This window comes from Microvirga sp. BF8 (assembly GCF_059888585.1).
Map to the genome: position 1 here is coordinate 3143462 of NZ_CM187619.1, position 22994 is coordinate 3166455.

The following is a 22994-nucleotide window of genomic DNA, read 5'->3' on the forward strand; positions in this document are numbered from 1 at the left end:
CCCTTTTGCTTCTGGCCTTCGAAACAGTGGCGGGCCGGCGGCGAAGCGCCCGACCGGGCCAGGAGGGAGCGCCTGGATTGGTGTGCCAGCGCATACGGCGGTATAGGGAGGCCAATCGTCGCTTGGCCTTAGGGCATGTAATCTGCTAACAGGGCATCGGCCTACGATCCGACGCGGGCCTCCAGATTCAGGGAATGTTTCGATGCTGCCTATCCGTTCGCAACTTGCTGCCGCCATTGCCGTCGCAGGCGTCTTCATGGCTGCTCCTGCCTTCGCGCAGGCGAGCGGCTGCGGAGATGCGCAGAAATTCCTCTCCGAACGCCAGAACCTGATCCAGCAGATCAACAAGCTCGGCGGCAACGGAAAGAAGAAGCAGATCGATCCCCGCGCCGCCTGCGGGATCTTCACCAAGCTCGTTTCCAACGGAAGCGTCGGCCTCAAGTGGCTGGAATCCAACAAGACCTGGTGTCAGGTTCCGGACCAGTTCGCCCAGAGCTTCGAGGAAGACCACAAGCGCGCCGTCGACATGAAGGGCAAGGCCTGCGCCGCGGCGGCGAAGATGGCCGAGATGGAAAAGCAGGCCAAGAAGGCTCAGCAGGGCGGCGGACTGCTCGGCGGCGGCGGCCTGACAGGCACCTACACGATGCCGAAAGGCGCCCTCTAGCCGGTCCGCGCCCGTGCTCGAGCGCCCTGCCGCGTCCGCTCTCCCCGATGCTGTGCGCGGCCACTGGGCCGACCGGTTCGCGCCGCCAGCCCTCCGTCCCTACCTGCGCCTGGCTCGAATCGAGCGGCCGATCGGATGGTGGCTCCTGCTCCTGCCCTGCTGGTGGTCTGCGGCCCTCGCCGCCATGGCCGCCGGGCTCTCCTGGCCGAATCCGGCTCATTGCGCGCTTTTCCTGATTGGCGCCATCGCCATGCGAGGGGCGGGCTGCACCTATAACGATATCGTCGACCGGGATCTCGACACCCGGGTGGAGCGCACCCGCGAGCGGCCCCTCCCCTCCGGGCAGGTCAGCCTGAAGGGCGCTCTCGCCTTCCTGGCGCTCCAGGGTCTGGTCGGGCTCACGGTTCTTCTTCAGTTCAACGGCTTCGCCATCGCCACGGGCTTTGCCTCGCTCGGCATTGTGGCGCTCTATCCGTTCATGAAGCGGTTCTTCTGGATGCCGCAGATCGTCCTCGGCCTCGCCTTCGCGTGGGGTGCGCTGATGGGCTGGGCAGCGGCCTTCGGCTCCCTGGGCCTTCCTGCCCTGCTGCTTTATGCCGGCAGCATCGCCTGGGTCGTGGGTTACGACACCATCTATGCCCTCCAGGACATCGAGGACGACGAGATCGCGGGAATCAAATCGTCTGCCCGGTTCTTCGGCGACAGGGTCAGGCTCGGGGTCGCCATCTGCTACGCGCTCACGATCGCCTTCCTGGTTCCCGCCTTCGCCCTCGCGGGAGCCGGCGCCGTTGCCTTGGCCGGACTCGGGCTTTTCGCCATTCACCTGGCCTGGCAAGTCGCGCGGATCGACCGCAGCGACGGAGCGGGGGCCCTGCGCCTGTTCCGCTCCAACCGGGATGCAGGCCTGATCCTGTTCGCGGCCATGACGCTGGAATGCGTTCTGCGCACTCTCTAGGAACGTCTTATTCGGCCGGCTGCGGAGCCGGTTCCCGCCGTCTCAGGGTCAGGAGACTGAGCACGAGCGCTCCGATCGCGCATAGGGCGATCACTCCCACCATCGGCAGGGCGGTGCCGTCGAACATCAGGCTGACGATCACGATCATGATCCCACCGGCGACCATCTGAAGGGTGCCGCCGAGGGCGGAGGCGATGCCCGCGATCGGACCATGGTCCTCCAGGGCAAGCACCATGGTCGAGGGAATGACCAGCCCCAGGAAGGCGAACGACAGGAACAGCAGCACGACCAGCACTGCGAGAGAATCGACCCCCGCCGCCGTGAGGGCGAAGAGGGCGAGCGCGAAGAAGGCGTAGAGCGATACGGCAACGGTGACCACCTGCGCCATGCCGAACCGGGAGCCCAGGGCGGCGGTCAGCTGCGACGCACCGATGAAGCCGACCGCATTCACCGAGAATGCGATGCTGTACTGCGTCGGGGTCAGGCCGTAATGGCCGATATAGATGAAGGACGAACTCGCGAGAAACGCGAAGAAACTCGACATGCCTAGCCCACCGATGAAGGTGAGGCCGAGGAAATGGCGATCCCTGAAGAGCTGACCGAAGCCGCCGAGCACCTCGCCGCTGCTCACCTTGATGCGGTCCTCCGGCGGGCGCGTCTCCGGGAGAGAGAAAACGAGCAGAATGAAGCTCACCACGGCCGCCACCGTCACGGCGACGAAGACCGCGCGCCAGCCGAACGGCACGATGAGCGCGCTGCCTGCGAGCGGCGCGAGAATGGGCGACACGCTGATCACCAGCATCACGAGGGACATCAGCCGTGTCGCTTCGATGCCGGTGTGGAGATCGCGGATGATCGCGCGCGGAACGACCATGACGGATGCCGCGCCGATCCCCTGCACGAAGCGGAAGAAGATCAGCCACTCGATGCTGCGCGCCATGACGCAACCGACGGATCCGATCGTGAAGAAGACCAGGCCGACATAGAGCGGGCGCTTGCGGCCGACCATGTCCGAGATCGGCCCATAGGCGATCTGGCAGATCCCGAGGGCGACGAAAAAGACCATAAGAGTCATCTGAGTCGCCGCCGTCGAAGCCTGAAGATCGGACGCGATCGTCGGCAGGGCGGGAATATACATGTCGATCGCGAACGGCCCGATGGCCGACAGCAGGCCGAGCACAACGGCGGTTCTGGCGTAACGTGAACTCATCGCAACGTCTTTCGGATCTGGGATGATATCAGGTTGATGATCGGCTTTCGGCAACCGACTTGAGATTGGCGAGGCCGGCCTCGAAATCCTTGCCGATCATGGTATCCATGCTGATGAAGAGCCCAATCAGTTTTCCGATGAAGGGGCTTGGACCATGCATCGCCCATGTGACGTTCGTCGTGTCGCCCTTCGGGTCCAGGATGAACTCGGCGATGTTGTGACCCTCGAGCGGCTTGATGAAATCGAGCTTGATCGTGATCTGCGATGGCGGCGAGGCTTCGGCGATTTCCATGCGTCCGGCGCCCACATTGCCATTTCCTTCCCATTGGTAGACGGCTCCCTTCCCGCTCTCCGCGCCGGTCATCTTTCTCGTCATCGCCGGATCCTTTTTCTCATAGGGCGACCACGTTTCCCATTTCCGGAAGTCGTTGATGAGCGCGTAAATCTTTTCAGGTGGCGCGTTGATGCTCGCCGTACGCTGAACACGGAACGTATCCGGCCGCATGGCCGCGACGACGAGAACGGCCGCAATCACGGCAACAGCGACGATGGCGATGATCTTGAGCATGGTTCCCTCTGGGCCCTTGGGTGATTCGTCCTTGGCAGGCATCGCGGACCGCGCGGGTGACGGAACGGCGTCGTGCTTTGACATCGGCTAGTTATGTTGATATCAACCTAACTGTCAAGGCCGCGGCGCCGAGATGCGTTTGCGGACGGGCCCCACAGGGAAAGCCCTCCCCCTGCCATGTGAACCGGTCCGCCTCCGGGGCTCCCATTTACAATCCGGATCGAAGAGGAATGAGCGATGGTTCCCGATGCTTGCAGAAAAGGCCCTGAATCGGAGATCCGCGAGTTCATCGGTTCCTGGATGGCTGCCGTTCATGCCCGTGACCTCGACGGAATCGCGGCTCATTATGCGCCCGATATCCTGGCCTTCGATGCCGTAACCCCACTTCAATTCAAGGGCCGCGACACCTATCGGGAGCACTGGCGGACCTGCTTTGGCATGAGCCGCGGTCCCGTGATCTTCGAGCTCCACGACCTCGTGATCGTGGCGGGCCAGGATGTCGCCTTCTCGTACTTTCTCAACCGCTGCGGCACGGTGGACGATGATGGGGAAGAAACGGCCTCCTGGATGCGTGGCAGCATCGGCTATCGAAGGATCGACGGCGGATGGGCGATCGTCCACGAGCATTTCTCGGCACCCTTCAACATGGAGACGGGCGAGACGCTCTTCGATCTCACGCCTTAGAATGTCCGCGCCGACTGCCTCCGGAGCGAGGATGCCGCTCATCCGTTTCGTCACATCCCCCGGTCGCGCGACGCGACAAACGGGCCTGTTTGACCGCGGCCGGCTCATGCCTTAAGCGGCTATACTCTCGCATTGATACAGGATGATGCGCGCCCCGCCGCCCGATTGGCGTCACAGATGGGGGCCTGCGTGCACCATTCAGGGGGCCGCATGAATCCGACGCGACGCCAGGTCCTTGGATCGCTCTGCGTGCCGCTCGCGGCACCGGTCGTTCTTGCCGGCTGGACGAACCGGCCCGGCCTCACCTTTTCCGGCTTCGATCAGAGCGGCAGCGCCTATCAGCGATATCTGAACATCTGGAGCCGATATTCCTCCGGCGAGCCTGTGGCCGAGAAGGAGGCGTTGCGGCTGCTCGAGCATCCCGAGAGCTTCGGGGAACGGCGCGAAGCATTCCCGGATGCGAGCCCTTTCGGCATCTTCACCAGCTGCACGCCGCACCGGGACGTGTTCTACGACTGCCTGAATTTCGGTCTGCGCTGGCTCACGGCTCCCGACAATCCCGATCCCAGTCTGCCGCCGCTCTACAACCGCGGTCAGCTCTATTCCTGGCAATGGTCTTTCTGGGGGCGGGCGGCGCTCGAGCTTTACGAAGCAACCGGCGAGCGACGCTTTCTCGACCTTCTGATGGGCGCCTCGCACAACGTCATGGCGGCGCGCGACGACCGGCACGGCATCGTCGACGAGAACCAGAAGCGGGTGGTCAAATCCTGGGGCTCGGTGATCTCCTTCGGCGGCCCCAAGATGCGCGGGACCGACATCACCGCGACCGGACTCATTGCCCTGCCGATCCTGCAACTCGCCAATCGCCTGGCGGCGCGCGGCGAGCTCGACGAGGACGTCGCGGGTCTCGCGCAGCAGCTCGTGCCGTCCTTCGACGAATACGAGATGTTCTATGTCGATCTGCCGAAGTTCGACGCCGGCTGCTACCGCTATGCGTTCATTCCCCAGGCGATCGACCCGACCAACCATATCAACGCATTCGCCGCCGGGCTGGTGGAGCTTCACGCCTTTACCAAGGAGTCGCGTCATCTGGAAAAGGCGCGCAAACTCCTGAACTTCTATCGTGGCTCCATGGTCGTGGATCGGGACGGGGCGATCTCGACCCCCTACGAGCAGGACCCGGAATTCAAGAAGCACCCGAAATCGGAATGGTTCTGGAAGATGACCGTTTCTGCCGAGCTTCCGCTCGCCCTCGCGCGCTACGGATGGATCGTGACGGAGGAGGAGATGATCGGCATTGCCCGAACCTATGCAGACGTCGTCATGGCGGAGCCTCGCGGCATCAACGCCATGACGCGCCGCAGCGATACGGCGCGCCTGATCGACTTCACCAAGCCTCTCGACAGCGAGACGCCCGAATATCGCAGCTATGTGCCGATGATCGCGGCGAGTCTCTTCTTCGTGGACAGGGAACATCGCATCGGCGAAAAGCTTCTCCGCTACATGCTGCATTCTCCGCAATGGTTTACGAACGGCCTGTTCAGCGGCGGCGGCGTTGCCCTGCTCGCCCGCGCCTATTCCCTGCGCCGCGGTTTTCGGCTCTGATCGATGACCGGGGCGGGAGCTCGGCAATGATCGGTCGACGCTGCGGGCTGATCGTACGGGTGGTGCGACAAACGTCACATGCGCCAGCCGCCCATGTGGCATTCCTGTCCCCTCCTCCCCATCTTTGGCCGTAATGTTTTCCTCCGCTATTCCTTTCGATCCCTCACTGGCCGCCGCCATGCGCGATGCAGCCCGCGAGGCCGGCTTGCTCGCCCTTCCCTTCTTCCGGGAGGGCGCCGAAACCGCGGCGCGGCTCTGGTATAAGGAGCGCAGCTCGCCGGTGACGGAAGCGGACATCACCCTCGATACCTTCCTCAAGGACCGGCTGACGCGCCTTCTGCCCGGGGCCGGGTGGCTCTCGGAGGAGACGGCGGATAATCCATCCCGGCTCGAGCAGTCGTCCGTCTGGATCGTTGACCCCATCGACGGCACCCGCGCCTTCGCCACCGGACATCCGGACTGGTCGATTTCCATCGCCCTTGTGGTGGACGGCCGTCCCGTCCTTGGCGTGGTCCATGCCCCGGTGCACGACCGGCTCTACGAGGCCCATCTGTCGCAGGGCGCCTTCTGCAACGGCGTCCGCATGACCCTCCCGTCGGGCCCATCCGGGGAGCCCCTGCGGGTCGCCGGTCCGAAGCCGCTGATCGACCGCGCCGAGCGCCGCCTGGGCCATGTCGAGCGCCTGCCCAAGATCCCGTCCCTGGCCCTTCGGATGGTCCGGGTGGCCGAGGGAACTGTCGATGTCGGCCTCGTCTCCTCGAATTCCGCCGACTGGGACATCGCCGCGGCGGACCTGATCCTCCACGAGGCGGGCGGCAAACTGACCGATTTGAGAGGGAATCCGCCTCCCTACAACCGACCCGATCCGTGCCACGGCGAGATGGTTGCCGCTGCGTCATGGTTGCATCCGAAGGCCGTTGGGGCCATGAGGACTTGAGAATCAGGATTTCCCATAGCAACAAGCCCGCTTCACGTTCCGCAAAGAGATCTCAGCACCATGACCGACAAGCCTGGCAAGCAGCTCCTTCACCTCGTGTTTGGAGGCGAGCTCGACAGTCTAGACTCCACAGCCTTCAAGGACCTGTCCAAGCTCGACATCGTCGGAATCTACCCGAACTATGCCAGCGCCCATGCGGCCTGGAAGGCCAAGGCGCAGGCGAGCGTCGACAATGCGCATATGCGTTATTTCGTCGTCCACCTTCACCGTCTGCTCGAGCCCGATCAGGCCTGATCCGAGCTGCGATGAGTCTGGTCAAGCGCATCACCCGCTCCCGCGCGGTCCAGGAAACCCTCGGATTCCTGGTGGCGAGCTACTTGAGGCTCGTGCAGCGGACCAACCGGTTCGTCATGGAGCCGGCGGATGCGTATGACCGGATCGGCCCGGCGATGCCCGTGATCGCCGCCATGTGGCATGGGCAGCATTTCATGATTCATTTCGCCAAGCGCCCGCAGGACAGGGCAGCGAGCCTCGTCTCCCGCTCGGGAGACGGAGAGTTCAACGCCATTGCCCTCCGTCACCTCGGAATCCGCGCCATCCGCGGATCGGGCGCCCGCGGTCGCGACGTCCGCAAGAAGGGCGGCATCTCCGCCATGCGCGGCATGCTCCGCGCCCTCGGCGATGGCGAGATGGTGGTCATGACGGCCGACATCCCGAAAATCTCGCGGATCTGCGGCGAGGGCATCGTCACCCTGGCCCAGTTGTCGGGCCGGCCCATCGTGCCTGTCGCGGTGGTGACGAGCCGCCGGATCGATTTCGACAGCTGGGACCGCGCGAGCCTCGGCCTGCCCTTCGGGCGCGGCGCGATGGTTCTCGGTGAGCCGATCGCCGTGCCCCGGGACGCGGATGCGGATGCCCTCGAGGCAGCCCGCCAGGCCGTCGAGCGCGAACTCGACGCCGTCCATGCCCGTGCCTATGCCCTGGTCGGCTCGAGGGACCCGGGCGCCCGTCGGAAGCTTGGCGCATCCGCCCTCGTGGAAGGCACCCCTCCATGAGGACGCCACTTCTGATCAGGACCTATCACACGGTCACGGCCGTGCTGGAACCTGCGGTGATCGGGCTCCTCTACTGGCGGCAGCGCAAGGGCCGGGAGGACAAGACCCGCCTCGGCGAGCGGCAGGGCTATCCCAGCCGCCCCCGCCCCAAGGGCCACTTGGTCTGGGTCCATGGCGCCAGCAACGGCGAGACCCTGTCCCTGATGCCGGTGGTGGAGCGGCTGACGCAGCGCGGACTCTCGGTCCTGGTCACCTCGGGCACCCGCACCTCGGCGGCCCTCATTGCCCGGCGGCTCCCGCCCGGCGCGGTGCATCAATATGTGCCTCTCGACGTGCCGCGCTATATCCGGCGCTTCCTCAAGCATTGGCGGCCGGACCTGGCCCTCGTGGCGGAATCCGAGATCTGGCCGAACACGGTTCTTGCCCTCGACAAGCGCCAGATTCCCCTGGTCATGGTCAACGGCCGGATGTCGGATCGCTCTTACCTGCGCTGGCAGAAGCTTCCCCGCATCATCAAGGCCCTGCTTGACCGCTTCTCCCTGTGCCTGACCCAGACGACCGAGGATGCCGAGCGCCTGGCCCGGCTCGGTGCGCCGCGCGTCCTGGTGACCGGCAATCTCAAGTTCGATGCGCCGCCCCCGCCGGCGGATCCCCGCGCCGTGGCCCATCTGTCGGGCCTGATCGCCGGCCGCCCGGTCTGGTTCGTCGCCAGCAGCCATCCCGGAGAGGAAACCATCGCCCTCGCGGTGCATCGTGCCCTGGTCCAGCGCCACCCGAACCTTCTCACTCTCATCGCTCCCCGGCATCCGCAGCGGGGCTCGGACGTCGCGGCCCTTGTCGAGCAGGCAGGGCTGCGGGCGGGACGGCGCTCGCAGGGCATGCCGCCGGACCGGGCAACGGATGTCTACGTGGTCGACACGATCGGCGAGATGGGGTTGTTCTATCGGCTCTCGCCAGTGGTCCTGATGGGCGGAACTCTTGTCCCTGTCGGCGGGCACAATCCCATCGAGCCCGCAAAGCTCGGCGCCGCGATCCTCCATGGACCGCATATCCACAATGCGGCGGAAATCTACGCTGCCATCGACAAGGCCCGCGGCGCGCTCCTGGTGAAGGACAATGCCGGCCTTGCCCGGGCGGTCAGCGAATTGCTGAGCAACGCTGCGCTGACCCGGTCCATGGCAAGGGCCGCGGGCGATGCCGTGCAGGCGCTCGGCGGCGCTGTGGACCGCACGATCCAGTCCATCGAGCCGTTCATCGTGCAGGCGAAGCTCGGGGCACGGCGCTGATGCGCGCCCCCGGGTTCTGGGAACAGAGGCCCCCGTCCCCACTGGCGCGACTGCTCACTCCCATCGGCGCCGTCTATGGGAGCATCGCCGCCCGGCGGATGCGGCGGAAGGGAGTCAGGGTCGATCTCCCGATCGTCTGCATCGGCAATTTCACCGCCGGCGGGGCCGGCAAAACGCCCACCGCCCTCGCCGTCGCCGAGATTCTTGCCGCTGCGGGCGAAAGTCCGGCCTTTCTCTCCCGCGGCTATGGAGGACGCCTTGCCGGCCCGGTTCAGGTCGAGCGCCACCATACTGCTTCCGACGTCGGGGACGAGCCGATCCTGTTGGCCGGCCTGGCGCCCGCCATCATCTCGCGCCGGCGTCCGGCGGGTGCCCGGCTCGCGGGCGCGATCGGCGCAACCGCCGTCGTCATGGATGACGGTTTGCAGAACCCGTCGCTGGCGAAGGATTGCTCGATCGCCGTGGTCGACGGAGCGGCCGGGATCGGCAACGGCCTTGTCCTGCCCGCCGGACCCCTGCGGGCCGCCATGGAGGTGCAGTGGCCCGCCGTCGACGCGGTTCTGGTGATCGGCGACGGCGATCCGGGCCTTGCGGTCGCCAAGGATGCCAAACGGCACGGCAAGCCCGTGTTCACGGCCCACCTGGAACCGGACGAGGCCGTCGTCGATCGCCTGCGCGGCAAGCGCCTTCTGGCCTTTGCGGGCATCGGCCGGCCGGAGAAGTTCTTCTCGACCCTGCGGGGGAGCGGCCTGACCGTTGAGCACGCCGTGGGTTTTCCTGATCACCATGCCTTTCGGGCCGAGGATATCGAGGCCTTGAGGAGCAAAGCGGAACGGCACGGGCTTCAGCCGGTGACGACGGAGAAGGACATGGCACGGATGTCGGGCGCATCCGGTCTGCCACCCTGGCCCGGCCTGATGGTTCTGCCGGTCCGACTCCGCCTCACGGAAGCCGCAGCTTTTCGCCAGTTCATCCTGCGCCGCGTCGGCGACCGGCGGACTGACGTCCCTAGGGCGCAGGCACCGTCCCCGTGACCCTGGCCATGACGGCCTCGGGAGACGAATAGGCCTCCTGGCGCGCGACGCTCCAATATTTCAACTCGTCGAGCGGGATCTGCTTTCCGGTCACCGCGCAGCGCACGAAGGCTCCCGGCTTCAGGATCCGCAGATCGCTGTCGAGATATTGCACGATGGCCTCGCCGCCGGTCGGCTCGAATCTGTTCATGGGTTTGACTTCACGCCGTCTTGTTCAACGGATTCACATAAGATCACCGGGACCCGATTTTCAATGCCGGATCAGAACAGGGCGCCCTGCTCCTCCGCGACCGTCTTCGGCTTGTGCAGCTTTGGCCTGAGGCCGCGCCCGCCCGTCGCCTGGGCGGTTCCGTCCGCGAATTCCAGCACCAGCGCCTGACCGTCCGCCACCTCCTCTGCGGAGCGGAGGGGCTGCCCCCCGGCGTCGCGCACGAGGGCGAAGCCACGCGACAGGACGGACTTGTAATTCAGGCTGTCGAAAAGCTGGCTGAGGGCGCCCAGCCGGTCAGCCTTGCGGTCCATCTGTCCCGCCAGGGCCGGGCGCAACCGCTCGGAAACCCGCCGGATCAGGTCCGCGGACTGGGCGAGGCGTATGCGCTCGGCGCGCAGCAGGGTCTGTCTCGCGACCACGAGACGCTGCCCGGCCTGCTTCAAGGCCTCGCTGCGCTGAAGAAGCGAGCGGCTTGCGGCGAGATGGGGGCGTTGCCCCACGGCATCGAGCCGGGCCCGCATGGCCGCCACCCGGGCGGCGGGGGAAACCCGGGCCAGCCGCCGCGACAGATCGAGAACCCGGGCCTCATGGTTGCGGTTGTTGCGCGAGAGGGCGGGAAGAAGCTTTGCAAGGGCGAGATCGAGACGCTGGCGCTTCGGCGCGAAGAGCGCATCCGGCGCCGGAAGGGCCCGCGCCGTGGCGCGCAGGTCCGAGCGCCGTCGCTCGACGATGCGGAGCACCGATTCCATGTGTCGCCGGGCAAGGTCGTTGACCCCGGCCATCAGCTCGACCCGGACGGGCACCACCATCTCGGCCGCCCCTGTCGGGGTCGGAGCGCGCCTGTCGGCCACGTGGTCGATCAGGGTCCAGTCCGTTTCATGGCCGACCGCCGAGACCAGCGGAATGGCACTTTCCGCGGCCGCGCGGACCACGATTTCCTCGTTGAAGCCCCAGAGATCCTCGATGGAGCCGCCGCCCCGGGCGACGATAAGCACGTCGGGCCGCGGGATCCTGCCCCGCGGGTCGAGGGCATTGAAGCCGCGGATGGCGGCCGCCACCTCGGCCGCGCAGGTCTCGCCCTGCACGCGCACCGGCCAGACCAGGACGTGGCGGGGGAACCGATCCTCCAGTCGGTGGAGGATATCGCGGATCACCGCGCCGGTGGGGGACGTGACGACGCCGACCACCTGCGGGAGGTAGGGAAGTCGCCGCTTGCGCTCGTCCGCGAACAGGCCTTCCGCCGCCAGCTTGCGACGGCGCTCCTCGAGCAGCGCCATGAGGGCGCCGATCCCCGCCGGTTCGAGGGAATCGACGACGATCTGATACGTGGACTTGCCCGGAAAGGTCGTGATGCGCCCGGTGGCGATGACCTCGAGCCCCTCCTCCGGCCTGATCTTCAAGCGCGAGAACGTGCCCTTCCAGATCACCGCATCGATGCGGGCATTCTGGTCCTTGATGCAGAAATAGGCGTGGCCGGACGAGTGCTGCCCGCGGAAGCCGGAGATCTCCCCACGCAGGCGCACGTAGCCGAACGCCTCCTCGAGGGTGCGCTTGAGGGCGCCGGCAAGGTCGGAGACGGACCATTCGGGCGCATTCGAGGGAGCTTTGTCGGCGATCATGCGGGAGACCCTAATCCCCTCCCGGCGAATCTGCCAAGGGCCGGACAGCCTCTGCTCACAGCCTTCGGGTCGCAGGGCCTGGCATGACCGGGCCAGGTGCGGTTTCGCACGTAACGGACGTTACGGGACATTCCCATGGGCTGGAAGTGGAACAATATGTACAAAATAACGTTTCGATTTCGGTTTTCCGTCAAGCAAGGGGAATTTCCTATGGCGAGTACATACATCACGGTCGACGACCAGCGCTCAACCGGCCAAGACTTCACACCTCAGACGCACAGTAATGTTCACGTCACTGTGACTCAGACGGGCAGGATCTCATCAACCTCCGACGACGCGATCAGCATTTTGTATCCCGGCTTCGATTCCGAGGTGACGATCGATGGCTACGTTTCGAGTGCCAGCAACACAGGTGTCTTTCTGTTCCTGGGACAATTGACCGTCGGTGAAACGGGACGCCTCTCAGGACAGGACGGCTTCTTCTCGGCCAATCAGACCAAGGTGACCAATCACGGCTCTATCGAAGGGTCTCGGTATGCCATCAATGGAGCCAAGGACTTGGAAGTCGTGAACGATGGAACCGTTCATGGCTCAAGCTATGGCATCTATTTCAATGCAAGGCCGGGCAGCACATTCCTCAAAGTCGAGAACAGCGGAACCATTATCGGCGACAAGGCAGCCATCTATAGCGAGGGTACTGCGACGAATGCCGCGATCATCAATAACGGCATTCTGAAGAGCAACAACGCCAATGGCGCTGCAGTCGTGCTCGGCGCCGGTAACGACATCTACGACGGAAGCGGCGGAGGACGCGCCATCGGTGTCGTGGACCTCGGCGGCGGGAGTGACACCGCCTGGGGCAGCGCAGCCGACGACGCCTTCAGCGGTGGAACGGGCGACGACCTGCTCGTTGGTGGAGGAGGGACGAACCTGCTCGCGGGTGGAGCCGGCGGCGACACGCTCGATGGCAGCAATGGCATGAGCACAGCCGACTACAAGAATGCAGCAAGCAGCGTGACCGTCAATCTCTCGCACGAGGAGTTGAGCACCGGTGACGCTTTGGGAGATCACTTCATCGCCATCGTCTCGGTCTGGGGATCCAGTTTCGGCGACGTCCTTGTCGGTAATGATGACGGCAACGACCTGCGCGGCATGGGCGGCTCGGATTCCCTTGTTGGCGGCGAGGGAGCAGATGCGCTGTCCGGCGGGATCGGCGACGATACGCTCGACGGCGGGATGCATAACGACTGGATCGACGGCGGCCCCGGTGCCGACAGGATGGACGGAGGGGACGGGTGGGATGTCGTGTCTTATCTGAACACTCCGGCCAGCAATGGAGGCGTCGTCATCGATCTCGTCACGAACGAGAACAGCGGTGCAGCTCTCGGCGACGCCCTGTTCAACGTTGAAGTCGTACAGGGCACGAACGCCGACGATACCATCAGCGGCTTCAATGATGGGGCCAACGGATGCGAGATTCATGGCGAGAACGGCGATGACGTGATCATTGGCAAGGCAGGCGGCGACGTTCTGTTCGGCGACAAGGGCGACGACAGGTTGCGGGGCGGCGACGGACGCGACAGGCTTGACGGCGGCGATGGGCAGGATTGGTTCGATGGCGGAGCAGGCGCCGACACCATCGATGGCGGCGGCGATTGGGATATCGTGTCCTATCTGAGCATGCCGGCCGCTGGCGGTGTTATTGTCGATCTTTCGGACAACACGAAGAACGACGGCGCAGCTGCCGGGGACGTGCTGAGCAATGTCGAGGTGGTTCAGGGCACGAACGCCGACGACACGCTCACGAGCATCGACCGCGGGAACGGTCTCGGCGCCGAGCTGCATGGTGAAGACGGTCGCGACAGGCTGATCGGCAAGGGCGGCGGAGATCGCCTGTTCGGTGAGGCTGGCGCCGATACCCTTGACGGCGGCGCGGGCGCCGACCGGATGGGGGGCGGATCAGACAATGACACCTACGTCATCGACAGCGCCGACGACGTCGTGATCGAAGCCGCCGATGGCGGCACCGATACGGCGATCGTCTCCCTGGACTTCCGCATGGATCGTCTCGCCAATGTCGAGATCCTCAAGCTTGCCGACGGCACGGCGGCGGCGCGCGCCACCGGCGGGTCCGGCAACGATCACCTGATCGGCAATACCAACTTCAACATCCTCGACGGGGGCGCCGGCGCGGACACGATGGAGGGCGGCACCGGCAGCGACGTGTTCATGGTCGACAACACCGGCGATGTGGTGATCGAGACTGCTGGGAATGGCGTGGACGCCGTGCAGGTCTCCATGAGCTATGTTCTGGCCGCCGATGCCGAGATCGAGTTCCTCACCGGACTCGGCTCGGGCGCGCTGAGACTGACCGGCAGCGACCATGCCAACACCATCACCGGCACCGCCGCCGCCAACGTGGCTGCCGGGCGCGGCGGCAACGATGTTCTGCTGGGACAGGCGGGCAATGACACTCTGAGCGGCGATGCCGGCAACGACCGGCTCTGGGGCGGCATCGGCAAGGATGTTCTCACCGGCGGCGCCGGCAAGGACGTGTTCGTGTTCGACACCCGGGCGAACAAGAAGACCAACCTCGACAAGATCGCCGACTTTTCGGTGCGGGACGACACGATCTGGCTCGACAATGCCGTGTTCAAGAAGCTCGGCAAGGGCACGGAACTCAAGCCCGGCAAGCTCAATGCCAAGTTCTTCACCCTCGGCGACCATGCCAAGGACAAGAACGATTACCTGATCTACGACAACAAGAAGGGGGTCTTGTACTACGACGCCGATGGCTCCGGCGCCACGGCGGCCGTCGCGATCGCCACCCTCAAGAAAGGCCTCAAGATGACCTCTCTCGACTTCATGGTCATCTGAAGCCGAAAGCACGCATCGAACTGTCTTTCCTAACTCGAGCAACGAGGCGGGATGCCCCAGTCATCCCGCCTCCCGGATTGAGGGGCTCATAGGGCTTTGGGTTGAAGGGGACCTCCCGTCCGGCTAAGAGCAGCCTGTCATGAAAGGGCGGCAGGCATGAACATCCTTCTCATTGGGTCCGGTGGACGCGAGCACGCATTGGCCTGGAGCATCTCGGCAAGTCCGCTCTGCGACCGGTTGTTCATCGCTCCCGGCAATCCGGGCACGGCGCAGCACGGCACCAATGTGGCCGTCGATATCACCGATCACGTTGCCCTGGTCGAACTCTGTCGCACCGAGAAAATCGATTTCGTCATGGTGGGTCCCGAAGCCCCCCTCGTGGCCGGACTCGTGGACGACCTGACGGCCGCAGGGATCAAGACGTTCGGCCCGAGCCGTGTGGCTGCCCAACTCGAAGGCTCGAAGGCCTTCACGAAGGATCTCTGCGCGGAGTTCGGCATCCCCACGGCCGCCTATCGCCGCTTCACGGACGCGGAGGCGGCCAAGGCCTATATCCGGAACTACGGCGTGCCGATCGTCGTCAAGGCCGATGGCCTCGCGGCGGGCAAGGGCGTCGTGGTCGCCGCGTCCTTCGAGGAAGCGGAGGCAGCGGTCGACATGATGATCGGCGGCGGCTTCGGCGAGGCCGGGGCCGAGGTGGTGATCGAGGCGTTTCTCGAAGGCGAGGAGGCGAGCTTCTTCGCCCTGTGCGACGGCGGGACGGCGATCCCCTTCGGGACGGCGCAGGACCACAAGCGCGCCCATGACGGCGATCAGGGGCCGAACACGGGCGGAATGGGCGCCTACTCCCCCGCCACCGTGGTCACGGCGGAGATCCAGGCCCGTGTCATGCGCGAGATCATCGCGCCGACTCTCGCCGGCATGCATGCGCGGGGCGCGCCCTATAAGGGCATCCTCTATGCCGGCCTGATGCTCACGAAGGACGGTCCTCAGCTCATCGAATACAATGCGCGGCTGGGCGACCCGGAAACGCAGGTGATCCTGCCGCGCCTGAAATCCGATCTCGTGACCGCCCTCGTTGCCGCCTGCGACGGCGTCCTCGACAGCATCTCCCTGCAATGGCTCGACAAGGCGGCTCTGACCGTGGTCATGGCCGCCAGAGGCTATCCCGGAACGGTCGAGAAGGGTTCGGAGATCCGTGGCATCGACGCGGCCGAAGCCCTGGACGACGTGATCGTCTTTCATGCCGGCACGAAGCAGGACGGCGGACGTCTCGTCAGCAATGGCGGTCGCGTCCTCAACGTCACGGCCCTGGGGAACACCATTGTCGAGGCGCAGAAGCGCGCCTACGAAGCCGTTTCCCGGATCGACTGGCCGGGAGGCTTCTGCCGCCATGACATCGGCTGGAGGGAAGTGGAGCGCGAGCAGGGCTGACGGAACAGAAGGCTTTCCTGGCACATTTCGTTGCCGCGAAAGCGGGCCCGTCCTCCCGCCCGACGCTCAATCCCCATATTGGCGTTTCGCTTGCTGCTGAAAGCCGGGTCCCCTTTTGCGCATCGTGCTCTAGGTTGTGGAGCACCGGCCCTGAAGCGAGCGACCCGATGAGCGACGATCTTTTCCCAGGCTTCGAATCCCACTGGATCGACACGGAGGCGGGGCGCATCTTCGCGCGCTCGAAGGGCGACGGCCCTCCCCTCATGCTGCTGCACGGCTTTCCGCAGACGCATGTGATGTGGCATCGCCTCGCGCCGACGCTGGCGGAGACGCATCGGGTCGTGTGCATGGACCTGCGCGGCTATGGCTGGTCCACCGCACCCAGGGGCGACGCCTCCCACGAGACCTATTCCAAGCGCGCCATGGGCCGTGACGTAGTTGCCGTCATGGAGGCCCTCGGCGCCGTGCGCTTCGCGCTGGCCGGGCATGACCGCGGCGCCCGGGTCGCCTATCGCCTCGCCCTCGATCACCCGGGCCGGGTGGAGCGCCTCTCCCTTCTCGACATCCTGCCGACATCCTATGTCTGGGCGCAAATGAAGGCAGGCCATGTGCCGGAGGCCCATTGGGGCTTCCTGTCCCGTCCCTATCCGCAGCCCGAGGAGGAGATCGGCCGCGATCCGATTCCCTATTTCGAGGGCCTGATGAAGCTGTGGGGTGCCCCGGGCGATCTCTCCCCCTTCGATCCCCGCGCCATGCGCTCCTACCGGGACGGGTTCAATGAGCCTTCGCGCATTCACGCCTTCTGCGAGGATTACCGAGCCGGGGCGACGCGGGATATCGAGGCCGACGAGGCCGACCGCACCGCGGGCCGGACGATCCAATGCCCTGTGCAGCTGATCTGGAGCGATTTCTACCTGGTGAGCGGCACCAGCGGCGAAACCCAGCATCCCCTCGACATCTGGCGCTCAACCTTCGCCCCCGGCATCACCGGGCTCGGCGTCTCCTCGGGGCACTTCGTGGCGGAGGAAACGCCGGACGCGACGCTCGTCGCGCTGCAGGAATTTCTCGGGAAGTAACAGATGCCCGTCATTCCGGGACCCAGAGATGTCCCGACCCGATCGGGCGAAGGGGGAAACCCATCGCCGCCAGCCTGTCGGGATGAAGAGCGACGGCGACCGCTGCTCTTTATCCCGAACTGATGGATTTATGGGTTCCGGGCTCCGCTGACGCGGCCCCGGAATGACACGGGATGCGCTTCACCCCTCTCCGCCTGGTGGCGCGGACGGGACGCGCCTCGCTGCAAAGAACTCCCGCAGCAGGTCCGCCGCCTCTCCCTCCCGGATGCCGCCATAGACCTCGGGCGCGTGATGGCAGGTGGGCTGCTGGAAGAAGCGGACACCGTTCTCGACCGCTCCGCCCTTCGGGTCGTAGGCCGCGAAGTAGACCCGGCGGATACGGGCGAACGAGATGGCCGCCGCGCACATGGTGCAGGGCTCGAGCGTCACGTAGAGATCGCAGCCCGCCAGCCGCTCGTCGTCCAGCGTTTCGCAAGCGCGGCGGATGGCGAGGATCTCCGCATGGGCGGAGGGATCGCGAAGTGCGCGGGGGGCGTTCCCGGCCGACGCCACGACCCGGCCGTCCTGCGCGATGGCAGCGCCCACCGGCACCTCGCCGCGCGCCGCGGCGGCGCGGGCCTCGGCGAAGGCCACGCCCATCGGGTCGAAACGGGCGATTTCGGGATCGCTTTTGCCGGTGCCGGGTTTATCCATTGTCCTCGCTTCTCTTCTTCTCCTCTGCTATCAGGCTCGCATGACCGACAGCAACGATGATCGTCGAAAGGGCCGTCCGCCGGGGCGCTCCGATCGAGGCCGCACTTCCGGTGACCGGCCCTTCAAATCCCGCCAAGAGGGCAAACCCCGCAAGGAGGGCGACCGCCCGTTCCGCGACCGCGGCGACGACGCTCCCTGGAAATCCCGCAAGGGTCCGGAGAAGCCTTTCCGCCCCCGCGAGGGCGACGACCGGCCGCGCCGCCCGCGCGCGGACAGCGACAAGCCATTCCGCCCGCGGCGCGATGAAGGGGATCGCCCCTTCCGTGGCCGTGCCGGCGACGAGCGCCCGCGCCGTCCCGCTCCCGATCGCGGAGCAAAGCCCGCGCGGGAAGCCCTGCCCGAGGCCCAAGCTGCCGAGCCTGTCGAGGACCGGATCGCCAAGGTGATCGCCCGTGCCGGGGTTGCCTCGCGCCGGGACGCCGAGGCCATGATCGCGGAGGGCCGCGTCACCCTCAACGGCGAGGTGCTGACGTCGCCCGCCGTGAACGTGACCGCATCCGACAGCATCACCGTCGACGGCGAACCTCTGCCGACCAAGGAACGGACGCGCCTGTGGCTCTACCACAAGCCGCGCGGCCTCGTGACGACGGCCCGCGACCCCGAGGGACGCCCGACCGTGTTCGAGAACCTGCCGGAGGACCTGCCGCGCGTCGTGGCCGTCGGGCGGCTCGACATCAACACCGAGGGGCTGCTGCTCCTGACCAATGACGGCGGCCTCGCCAAGGTCATCGCCCATCCCGATACGGGCTGGCTGCGCCGCTACAAGGTGCGTGCCCACGGGGACGTCACCCAGGCGGATCTCGACCGCCTCCGCGACGGCGTCACCGTCGACGACATGGAATACGGCCCCGTCGAGGCCCGCCTCGACCGGGTGCAGGGCGACAATGTCTGGATCACCCTCGGCCTGCGCGAAGGCAAGAACCGCGAGGTCAAGCGCATCCTCGAGCATCTCGGGCTGCAGGTGAACCGGCTGATCCGCCTCTCCTTCGGCCCCTTCCAGCTCGGGGACCTGGAATCCGGTCTTGTCGAGGAGGTCCGCACCAAGGTCCTGAAGGACCAGCTCGGCACCGCCCTCGCCACGGAGGCCGGCGTCGATTTCGAGAGTCCGGTCCGCGAGCCCATCGCTCCCTTCGGTTCGCCGAAGAAGGAGCGCGGCGAGCGCCATGACCAGCGGGACGAGCGCCCGTCGCGCTTCGGTCGCGACCGCGACGAAGAGCGTCCGCGCCGCGGCAGCGGCGAGGATGAGCGCCCCTTCCGCGCCCGCGGCGACAGCCCGCGCCGGGACCGGGACGACGAGGAGCCGCGAAAGCGCCCATCGCGCCTGGAGCCGAAGAAGAGCATCTGGCGCGCCGACGAGCCCGAAGAAGGCATGCACCGCAAGGCGCCGCGGCGCGGCGCCGATCCCAAGGCGGCCCGCGCCGCCAGCGCCGAACGACCGCGCCAGCGCGTCGGTGCCATCTCCTCCGGCGAAGGCCGCAAGGTGGTGGTGGAGCGTCTGGTGAGCGAACCGCGCGAGGAAGCGCCTCCGCGCAGCGACAGGCGCGCAGCTCCCGGCACCGATGACCGTCCGCGCCGGCGCCATGACCGGGACGAGGCTCCGCGCAGCGAGCGCGAGGGAGGCTCCTCCCGGCCGCGCCGTCACGACGAGGACCGTCCACGCCGCCCGGCGGGTGACAGGCCATTCCGGGCCCGCAGCGACGAGGGCGCACGCCCGCGCCGACCACGTCCGGAGGGGGATCGCCCGTTCCGCGACCGCGAAGGCGACAAGCCCTTCCGACCCCGTGGCGAGGGCGCCGAGCGCCCGTTCAAGCCGCGGCGCGACGAAGGCGACAAGCCCTTCCGCGCCCGTGCCGACGACGAGCGCCCCCGCCGGGGCCCGCCCCGGGGCGACGGCCCGCCGCGTGGCGGACCGAAGGGACGTCCCGGTGGGTTCAAGGGTGTCCCCAAAGGCGGCGGCTTCAAGAGCGGCGGCCCGCGCGGCAGTGGCCCGAGGTCTGGCGGCGGTTCCAAGGGGGGACCGCGGGGACGCCGCCCGTGAGGGTTGATTCATGAGGATCGTGGGTGGGCGCTGGCGCGGCCGCTCGCTGGCAGGGCCGAAATCGGACGGCATCCGTCCGACCTCGGACCGGCTGCGCGAGACGATCTTCAACATCCTCCAGCATTCCTATGACGACCCGGTCGAGGGCGCGCGCGTGCTCGACCTCTTTGCCGGCACCGGCGCGATGGGGCTTGAGGCTCTCTCGCGCGGCGCCGCCTTCGCGCTCTTCGTCGACGACGGCGCGCAGGCGCGCGGCCTGATCCGCGAGAACGTGGAGACCGTGGGCGCTGGCGGCGCCACGCGACTCTTCCGCCGCGATGCCACCCGCATGGGCGCGGCCGCACCCAACGCTCCCTTCTCCGTCATCTTCTGCGACCCGCCCTATGGCCGGGACCTCGCCCCGAAAGCCCTTCGCTCCTGCGCCGAAGGCGGCTGGCTCATGCCTGACGCCCTCGTGGTGGTGGAGGAAGCACAGGATGTCGGCGTCACCCTGCCGGAGGGTTTCGAGGAGATCGAGCGGCGGGACTATGGGGAGACGAAGGTGGTGATCGGGCAGTACCGACCCTAGCCCGGCTGCCGCCGTCATAAAGGGACGGCGCACTGTCATTCCGGGGCCGCGTCGGCGGAGCCCGGAACCCATAGCCACTCACAGTTCAGAATGAAGGGCCATGGTTGCCGTTGCGCATTATCCTGCACCGCTGGCGTTTATGGGTTCCGGACTTGCCTGACGGCAATCCGGAATGACGGGTTGCATATCGTATTTGCCCCTCCGTTACCCGCGCGCTAAACCTCGCCTTGAGCGAACGACAAGGGACAGCCCATGAAAGCCGTCGTCTACGAACAGTTCTCCGCGCCGCCGCGCATTCAGAACGTTCCTGATCCGACGCCGACGCCGGAGGGCGTGGTGGTGAAGGTCGAGGCGACGGGATTGTGCCGGAGCGACTGGCACGGCTGGATGGGCCACGATCCCGATATCGTGCTGCCGCATGTGCCGGGGCACGAGCTGGCGGGGACCGTTCTCGCCACCGGCAAGCAGGTCACGCGCTGGAAGGTGGGCGACCGGGTCACCGTGCCGTTCGTGGCCGGGTGCGGCCATTGCCGCGAATGTCACTCGGGCAACCAGCAGGTCTGCGAACATCAGTTCCAGCCGGGGTTCACCGCCTGGGGTTCGTTCGCCGAATATGTCGCTCTCGACCATGCGGATCTCAACCTCGTCGCCCTGCCGGAATCGCTCGACTTCGCGACGGCGGCGAGCCTCGGCTGCCGCTTCGTGACGTCGTTCCGCGCCATCGTCGACCAGGGCCGAGTGAAGCCAGGGGAATGGGTCGCCGTCCATGGCTGCGGCGGCGTCGGATTGTCGGCAATCATGATCGCCACCGCGATGGGTGCGAATGTCATCGCCATCGACCTCACGCAGGAGAAGCTCGATCTCGCGAAGGCCCTCGGCGCCGTGGCGACGATCGACGCCTCCCTGACCCCGAAGGTGGTCCGTGCGGTCAAGGAGATCACGGATGGCGGCGCCCATGTCTCCATCGACGCGCTGGGGAATCCGACGACCTGCTTCAACTCCATCGCGAACCTGCGCCGCCGCGGCCGTCACGTGCAGATCGGCCTGATGCTCGGCGACCATGCGCGTCCCGCGATCCCGATGGACAAGGTCATCGCGCACGAGCTGGAGATCTACGGCAGCCACGGCATGCAGGCTTTCCGCTACGACGCCATGATGGCGATGATCGAGACGGGAAAGCTCGCGCCCGAAAGGCTGATCGGCAAGCGGATCAGTCTTGACGAGGCGCCCGAGGCACTGATGAACATGGACCGGTTCGAAGGCACGGGAATCAGCGTCGTCACCCGTTTCTGAGGCGCCGTCCGTCGACAAGGGTGGCACGATGTGCGAGCCTCGTCCCGACCCATGACATCGGAGACGACGATGGCCTACCAGCCCGCTGAGAACCGCTATGATTCCATGCTTTACAACCGCTGCGGCCGCAGCGGGCTGAAGCTGCCGGCGATCTCCCTCGGGCTGTGGCACAATTTCGGCGAGGACAAGCCCGTCGCGGTGGCACGCGAGATGTGCCGCATGGCCTTCGATCTCGGCATCACCCATTTCGACCTGGCCAACAATTACGGCCCTCCCCCCGGCTCCGCGGAAACGTTGTTCGGCGACATCCTCCGCACGGATTTCAGCGGCCTGCGCGACGAGATGGTGATCTCCACCAAGGCCGGCTATCGCATGTGGCCCGGGCCTTACGGGGAATGGGGCAGCCGCAAGTATCTGCTTTCGAGCCTCGACCAGAGCCTGAAGCGCCTGGGGCTCGACTATGTCGACATCTTCTATTCCCACCGCTTCGATCCGGACACGCCGCTGGAAGAAACCATGATGGCGCTCGACACGGCGGTGCGGCAGGGCAAGGCGCTCTATGTCGGCCTGTCGTCCTACAACGCGCAGCGCACCCGTGAAGCCCTGGCGATCCTGCGCGACCTGAAAACGCCCTGCATCATCCACCAGCCGAGCTATTCGATGATCAACCGGTGGATCGAGGAGGACGGACTCCTTGACGTGCTCGACGAGGCCGGCATGGGCACCATCGTGTTCTCGCCCCTCGCCCAGGGCATGCTGACGGGCAAGTATCTCGGCGGCATTCCGCAGGACAGCCGCGCCGCCGCCGGCAAATCCCTGCGCCAGAGTTTCCTGAACGAGGACAACCTCTCTCGCATCCAGGGGCTCAATCGCATCGCGGAGCGGCGGGGGCAAAGCCTGGCCCAGATGGCGCTTGCGTGGGTGCTGCGCGATCCGCGCGTGACCACGGCCCTCATCGGCGCGAGTCGGCCGGAGCAAATCGTCGATTGCGTGGCTGCGCTCAAGACCCTCGCCTTCTCGAACGAAGAACTGGCCGAGATCGACCGCTATGCGGTCGAAGGCGGGGTCAACATCTGGGCTGCCTCCTCCGAGCGTCCTGGCCCCTCGCGGCAGAAGTGATCCGCCCC

21 protein-coding genes are annotated in these 22994 nt (G+C 66.3%); 16 read left to right on the forward strand and 5 right to left on the reverse strand.

Annotation, left to right across the window (positions count from 1 at the left end):
* Positions 1 to 202: 202 nt before the first annotated feature.
* On the forward strand, positions 203 to 664 hold the full coding sequence (locus AC522E_RS14965; protein ID WP_500747053.1) for a hypothetical protein: 462 nt from the start codon (positions 203 to 205) through the stop codon (positions 662 to 664).
* Positions 665 to 677: 13 nt separating this feature from the next.
* A complete protein-coding gene (gene ubiA, locus AC522E_RS14970) occupies positions 678 to 1619 on the forward strand; it encodes a 4-hydroxybenzoate octaprenyltransferase (protein WP_500747054.1) in 942 nt (313 codons plus the stop codon).
* A gap of 7 nt (positions 1620 to 1626) precedes the next feature.
* Here the strand turns inward: ubiA and AC522E_RS14975 are convergent, their stop codons facing one another.
* Complete coding sequence (locus AC522E_RS14975; protein WP_500747055.1) at positions 1627 to 2829, reverse strand: multidrug effflux MFS transporter; 1203 nt, start codon at positions 2827 to 2829, stop codon at positions 1627 to 1629.
* A gap of 28 nt (positions 2830 to 2857) precedes the next feature.
* Positions 2858 to 3397, reverse strand: a complete 540-nt coding sequence (locus tag AC522E_RS14980; RefSeq protein ID WP_500747056.1) for an SRPBCC family protein — start codon at positions 3395 to 3397, stop codon at positions 2858 to 2860.
* Positions 3398 to 3634: 237 nt separating this feature from the next.
* Between AC522E_RS14980 and AC522E_RS14985 the strand changes: the two genes are divergently transcribed.
* The 7 genes from AC522E_RS14985 to lpxK all read left to right on the forward strand — a co-directional run bounded on the left by AC522E_RS14985 (position 3635) and on the right by lpxK (position 9998).
* Complete coding sequence (locus AC522E_RS14985) at positions 3635 to 4081, forward strand: YybH family protein (RefSeq protein ID WP_500747057.1); 447 nt, start codon at positions 3635 to 3637, stop codon at positions 4079 to 4081.
* A 210-nt stretch (positions 4082 to 4291) separates the two neighbouring features.
* Complete coding sequence (locus AC522E_RS14990; RefSeq protein ID WP_500747058.1) at positions 4292 to 5686, forward strand: hypothetical protein; 1395 nt, start codon at positions 4292 to 4294, stop codon at positions 5684 to 5686.
* 178 nt (positions 5687 to 5864) lie between these two features.
* Positions 5865 to 6623, forward strand: coding sequence for a 3'(2'),5'-bisphosphate nucleotidase CysQ (locus AC522E_RS14995; RefSeq protein ID WP_500747059.1), 759 nt, complete (start codon positions 5865 to 5867; stop codon positions 6621 to 6623).
* 60 nt (positions 6624 to 6683) lie between these two features.
* Complete coding sequence (locus AC522E_RS15000) at positions 6684 to 6917, forward strand: DUF4170 domain-containing protein (protein WP_500747060.1); 234 nt, start codon at positions 6684 to 6686, stop codon at positions 6915 to 6917.
* Between the two features lie 11 nt (positions 6918 to 6928).
* Positions 6929 to 7678 carry a lysophospholipid acyltransferase family protein gene (locus AC522E_RS15005; protein WP_500747061.1) on the forward strand — a complete coding sequence of 250 codons (750 nt, stop codon included), beginning with the start codon at positions 6929 to 6931 and terminating at the stop codon, positions 7676 to 7678.
* Positions 7675 to 8964 carry a 3-deoxy-D-manno-octulosonic acid transferase gene (locus AC522E_RS15010; protein WP_500747062.1) on the forward strand — a complete coding sequence of 430 codons (1290 nt, stop codon included), beginning with the start codon at positions 7675 to 7677 and terminating at the stop codon, positions 8962 to 8964. The genes AC522E_RS15005 and AC522E_RS15010 overlap by 4 nt, the downstream gene beginning before the upstream one ends.
* Positions 8964 to 9998, forward strand: a complete 1035-nt coding sequence (gene lpxK, locus AC522E_RS15015) for a tetraacyldisaccharide 4'-kinase (RefSeq protein WP_500747063.1) — start codon at positions 8964 to 8966, stop codon at positions 9996 to 9998. The genes AC522E_RS15010 and lpxK overlap by 1 nt, the downstream gene beginning before the upstream one ends.
* Here the strand turns inward: lpxK and AC522E_RS15020 are convergent.
* Positions 9973 to 10188 carry a DUF2093 domain-containing protein gene (locus AC522E_RS15020; RefSeq protein ID WP_500747064.1) on the reverse strand — a complete coding sequence of 72 codons (216 nt, stop codon included), beginning with the start codon at positions 10186 to 10188 and terminating at the stop codon, positions 9973 to 9975. The two genes, lpxK and AC522E_RS15020, sit on opposite strands and share 26 nt — an antisense overlap.
* 71 nt (positions 10189 to 10259) lie before the next feature.
* On the reverse strand, positions 10260 to 11828 hold the full coding sequence (gene xseA, locus AC522E_RS15025) for an exodeoxyribonuclease VII large subunit (protein ID WP_500747065.1): 1569 nt from the start codon (positions 11826 to 11828) through the stop codon (positions 10260 to 10262).
* A gap of 210 nt (positions 11829 to 12038) precedes the next feature.
* Here xseA and AC522E_RS15030 point away from each other — a divergent pair, with 210 nt between their 5' ends.
* The 3 genes from AC522E_RS15030 to AC522E_RS15040 all read left to right on the forward strand — a co-directional run bounded on the left by AC522E_RS15030 (position 12039) and on the right by AC522E_RS15040 (position 17215).
* Complete coding sequence (locus tag AC522E_RS15030) at positions 12039 to 14705, forward strand: calcium-binding protein (RefSeq protein ID WP_500747066.1); 2667 nt, start codon at positions 12039 to 12041, stop codon at positions 14703 to 14705.
* Between the two features lie 156 nt (positions 14706 to 14861).
* Entirely contained in the window at positions 14862 to 16139 is a 1278-nt protein-coding gene (purD, locus tag AC522E_RS15035) for a phosphoribosylamine--glycine ligase (RefSeq protein ID WP_500747067.1), read from the forward strand.
* A gap of 167 nt (positions 16140 to 16306) precedes the next feature.
* Positions 16307 to 17215: an alpha/beta fold hydrolase gene (locus AC522E_RS15040; RefSeq protein ID WP_500747068.1), complete on the forward strand. Its 909-nt coding sequence runs from the start codon at positions 16307 to 16309 to the stop codon at positions 17213 to 17215.
* A gap of 180 nt (positions 17216 to 17395) precedes the next feature.
* Here AC522E_RS15040 and AC522E_RS15045 read toward each other — a convergent pair whose 3' ends face one another.
* The gene (locus AC522E_RS15045) at positions 17396 to 17908 is read right to left on the reverse strand and encodes a nucleoside deaminase (protein WP_500747069.1); all 513 of its coding nucleotides are present in this window, start codon (positions 17906 to 17908) and stop codon (positions 17396 to 17398) included.
* Positions 17909 to 17948: 40 nt separating this feature from the next.
* Between AC522E_RS15045 and AC522E_RS15050 the strand changes: the two genes are divergently transcribed.
* From AC522E_RS15050 to mgrA, 4 genes are all read left to right on the forward strand, one after another.
* On the forward strand, positions 17949 to 20006 hold the full coding sequence (locus AC522E_RS15050) for a pseudouridine synthase (RefSeq protein ID WP_500747070.1): 2058 nt from the start codon (positions 17949 to 17951) through the stop codon (positions 20004 to 20006).
* Between the two features lie 10 nt (positions 20007 to 20016).
* Positions 20017 to 20574 (forward strand): 16S rRNA (guanine(966)-N(2))-methyltransferase RsmD, encoded by a 558-nt coding sequence (gene rsmD / locus AC522E_RS15055; protein ID WP_500747071.1) that lies wholly within the window; start codon positions 20017 to 20019, stop codon positions 20572 to 20574.
* A 252-nt stretch (positions 20575 to 20826) separates the two neighbouring features.
* The gene (locus tag AC522E_RS15060; protein ID WP_500747072.1) at positions 20827 to 21867 is read left to right on the forward strand and encodes a zinc-dependent alcohol dehydrogenase family protein; all 1041 of its coding nucleotides are present in this window, start codon (positions 20827 to 20829) and stop codon (positions 21865 to 21867) included.
* Positions 21868 to 21936: 69 nt separating this feature from the next.
* Positions 21937 to 22986 carry an L-glyceraldehyde 3-phosphate reductase gene (gene mgrA, locus AC522E_RS15065; protein ID WP_500747073.1) on the forward strand — a complete coding sequence of 350 codons (1050 nt, stop codon included), beginning with the start codon at positions 21937 to 21939 and terminating at the stop codon, positions 22984 to 22986.
* Positions 22987 to 22994 lie beyond the last annotated feature (8 nt).

Bases quoted from the DNA above. Each gene is read 5' to 3' on its own strand.
- AC522E_RS14965 (WP_500747053.1), top strand. From the start codon at position 203: ATGCTGCCTATCCGTTCGCAACTTGCTGCCGCCATTGCCGTCGCAGGC.
- AC522E_RS14975 (WP_500747055.1), bottom strand. From the start codon at position 2,829: ATGAGTTCACGTTACGCCAGAACCGCCGTTGTGCTCGGCCTGCTGTCG.
- AC522E_RS14980 (WP_500747056.1), bottom strand. From the start codon at position 3,397: ATGCTCAAGATCATCGCCATCGTCGCTGTTGCCGTGATTGCGGCCGTT.
- AC522E_RS14985 (WP_500747057.1), top strand. From the start codon at position 3,635: ATGGTTCCCGATGCTTGCAGAAAAGGCCCTGAATCGGAGATCCGCGAG.
- AC522E_RS14990 (WP_500747058.1), top strand. From the start codon at position 4,292: ATGAATCCGACGCGACGCCAGGTCCTTGGATCGCTCTGCGTGCCGCTC.
- AC522E_RS14995 (WP_500747059.1), top strand. From the start codon at position 5,865: ATGCGCGATGCAGCCCGCGAGGCCGGCTTGCTCGCCCTTCCCTTCTTC.
- AC522E_RS15000 (WP_500747060.1), top strand. From the start codon at position 6,684: ATGACCGACAAGCCTGGCAAGCAGCTCCTTCACCTCGTGTTTGGAGGC.
- AC522E_RS15005 (WP_500747061.1), top strand. From the start codon at position 6,929: ATGAGTCTGGTCAAGCGCATCACCCGCTCCCGCGCGGTCCAGGAAACC.
- AC522E_RS15010 (WP_500747062.1), top strand. From the start codon at position 7,675: ATGAGGACGCCACTTCTGATCAGGACCTATCACACGGTCACGGCCGTG.
- lpxK (WP_500747063.1), top strand. From the start codon at position 8,964: ATGCGCGCCCCCGGGTTCTGGGAACAGAGGCCCCCGTCCCCACTGGCG.
- AC522E_RS15020 (WP_500747064.1), bottom strand. From the start codon at position 10,188: ATGAACAGATTCGAGCCGACCGGCGGCGAGGCCATCGTGCAATATCTC.
- xseA (WP_500747065.1), bottom strand. From the start codon at position 11,828: ATGATCGCCGACAAAGCTCCCTCGAATGCGCCCGAATGGTCCGTCTCC.
- AC522E_RS15030 (WP_500747066.1), top strand. From the start codon at position 12,039: ATGGCGAGTACATACATCACGGTCGACGACCAGCGCTCAACCGGCCAA.
- purD (WP_500747067.1), top strand. From the start codon at position 14,862: ATGAACATCCTTCTCATTGGGTCCGGTGGACGCGAGCACGCATTGGCC.
- AC522E_RS15040 (WP_500747068.1), top strand. From the start codon at position 16,307: ATGAGCGACGATCTTTTCCCAGGCTTCGAATCCCACTGGATCGACACG.
- AC522E_RS15045 (WP_500747069.1), bottom strand. From the start codon at position 17,908: ATGGATAAACCCGGCACCGGCAAAAGCGATCCCGAAATCGCCCGTTTC.
- AC522E_RS15050 (WP_500747070.1), top strand. From the start codon at position 17,949: ATGACCGACAGCAACGATGATCGTCGAAAGGGCCGTCCGCCGGGGCGC.
- rsmD (WP_500747071.1), top strand. From the start codon at position 20,017: ATGAGGATCGTGGGTGGGCGCTGGCGCGGCCGCTCGCTGGCAGGGCCG.
- AC522E_RS15060 (WP_500747072.1), top strand. From the start codon at position 20,827: ATGAAAGCCGTCGTCTACGAACAGTTCTCCGCGCCGCCGCGCATTCAG.
- mgrA (WP_500747073.1), top strand. From the start codon at position 21,937: ATGGCCTACCAGCCCGCTGAGAACCGCTATGATTCCATGCTTTACAAC.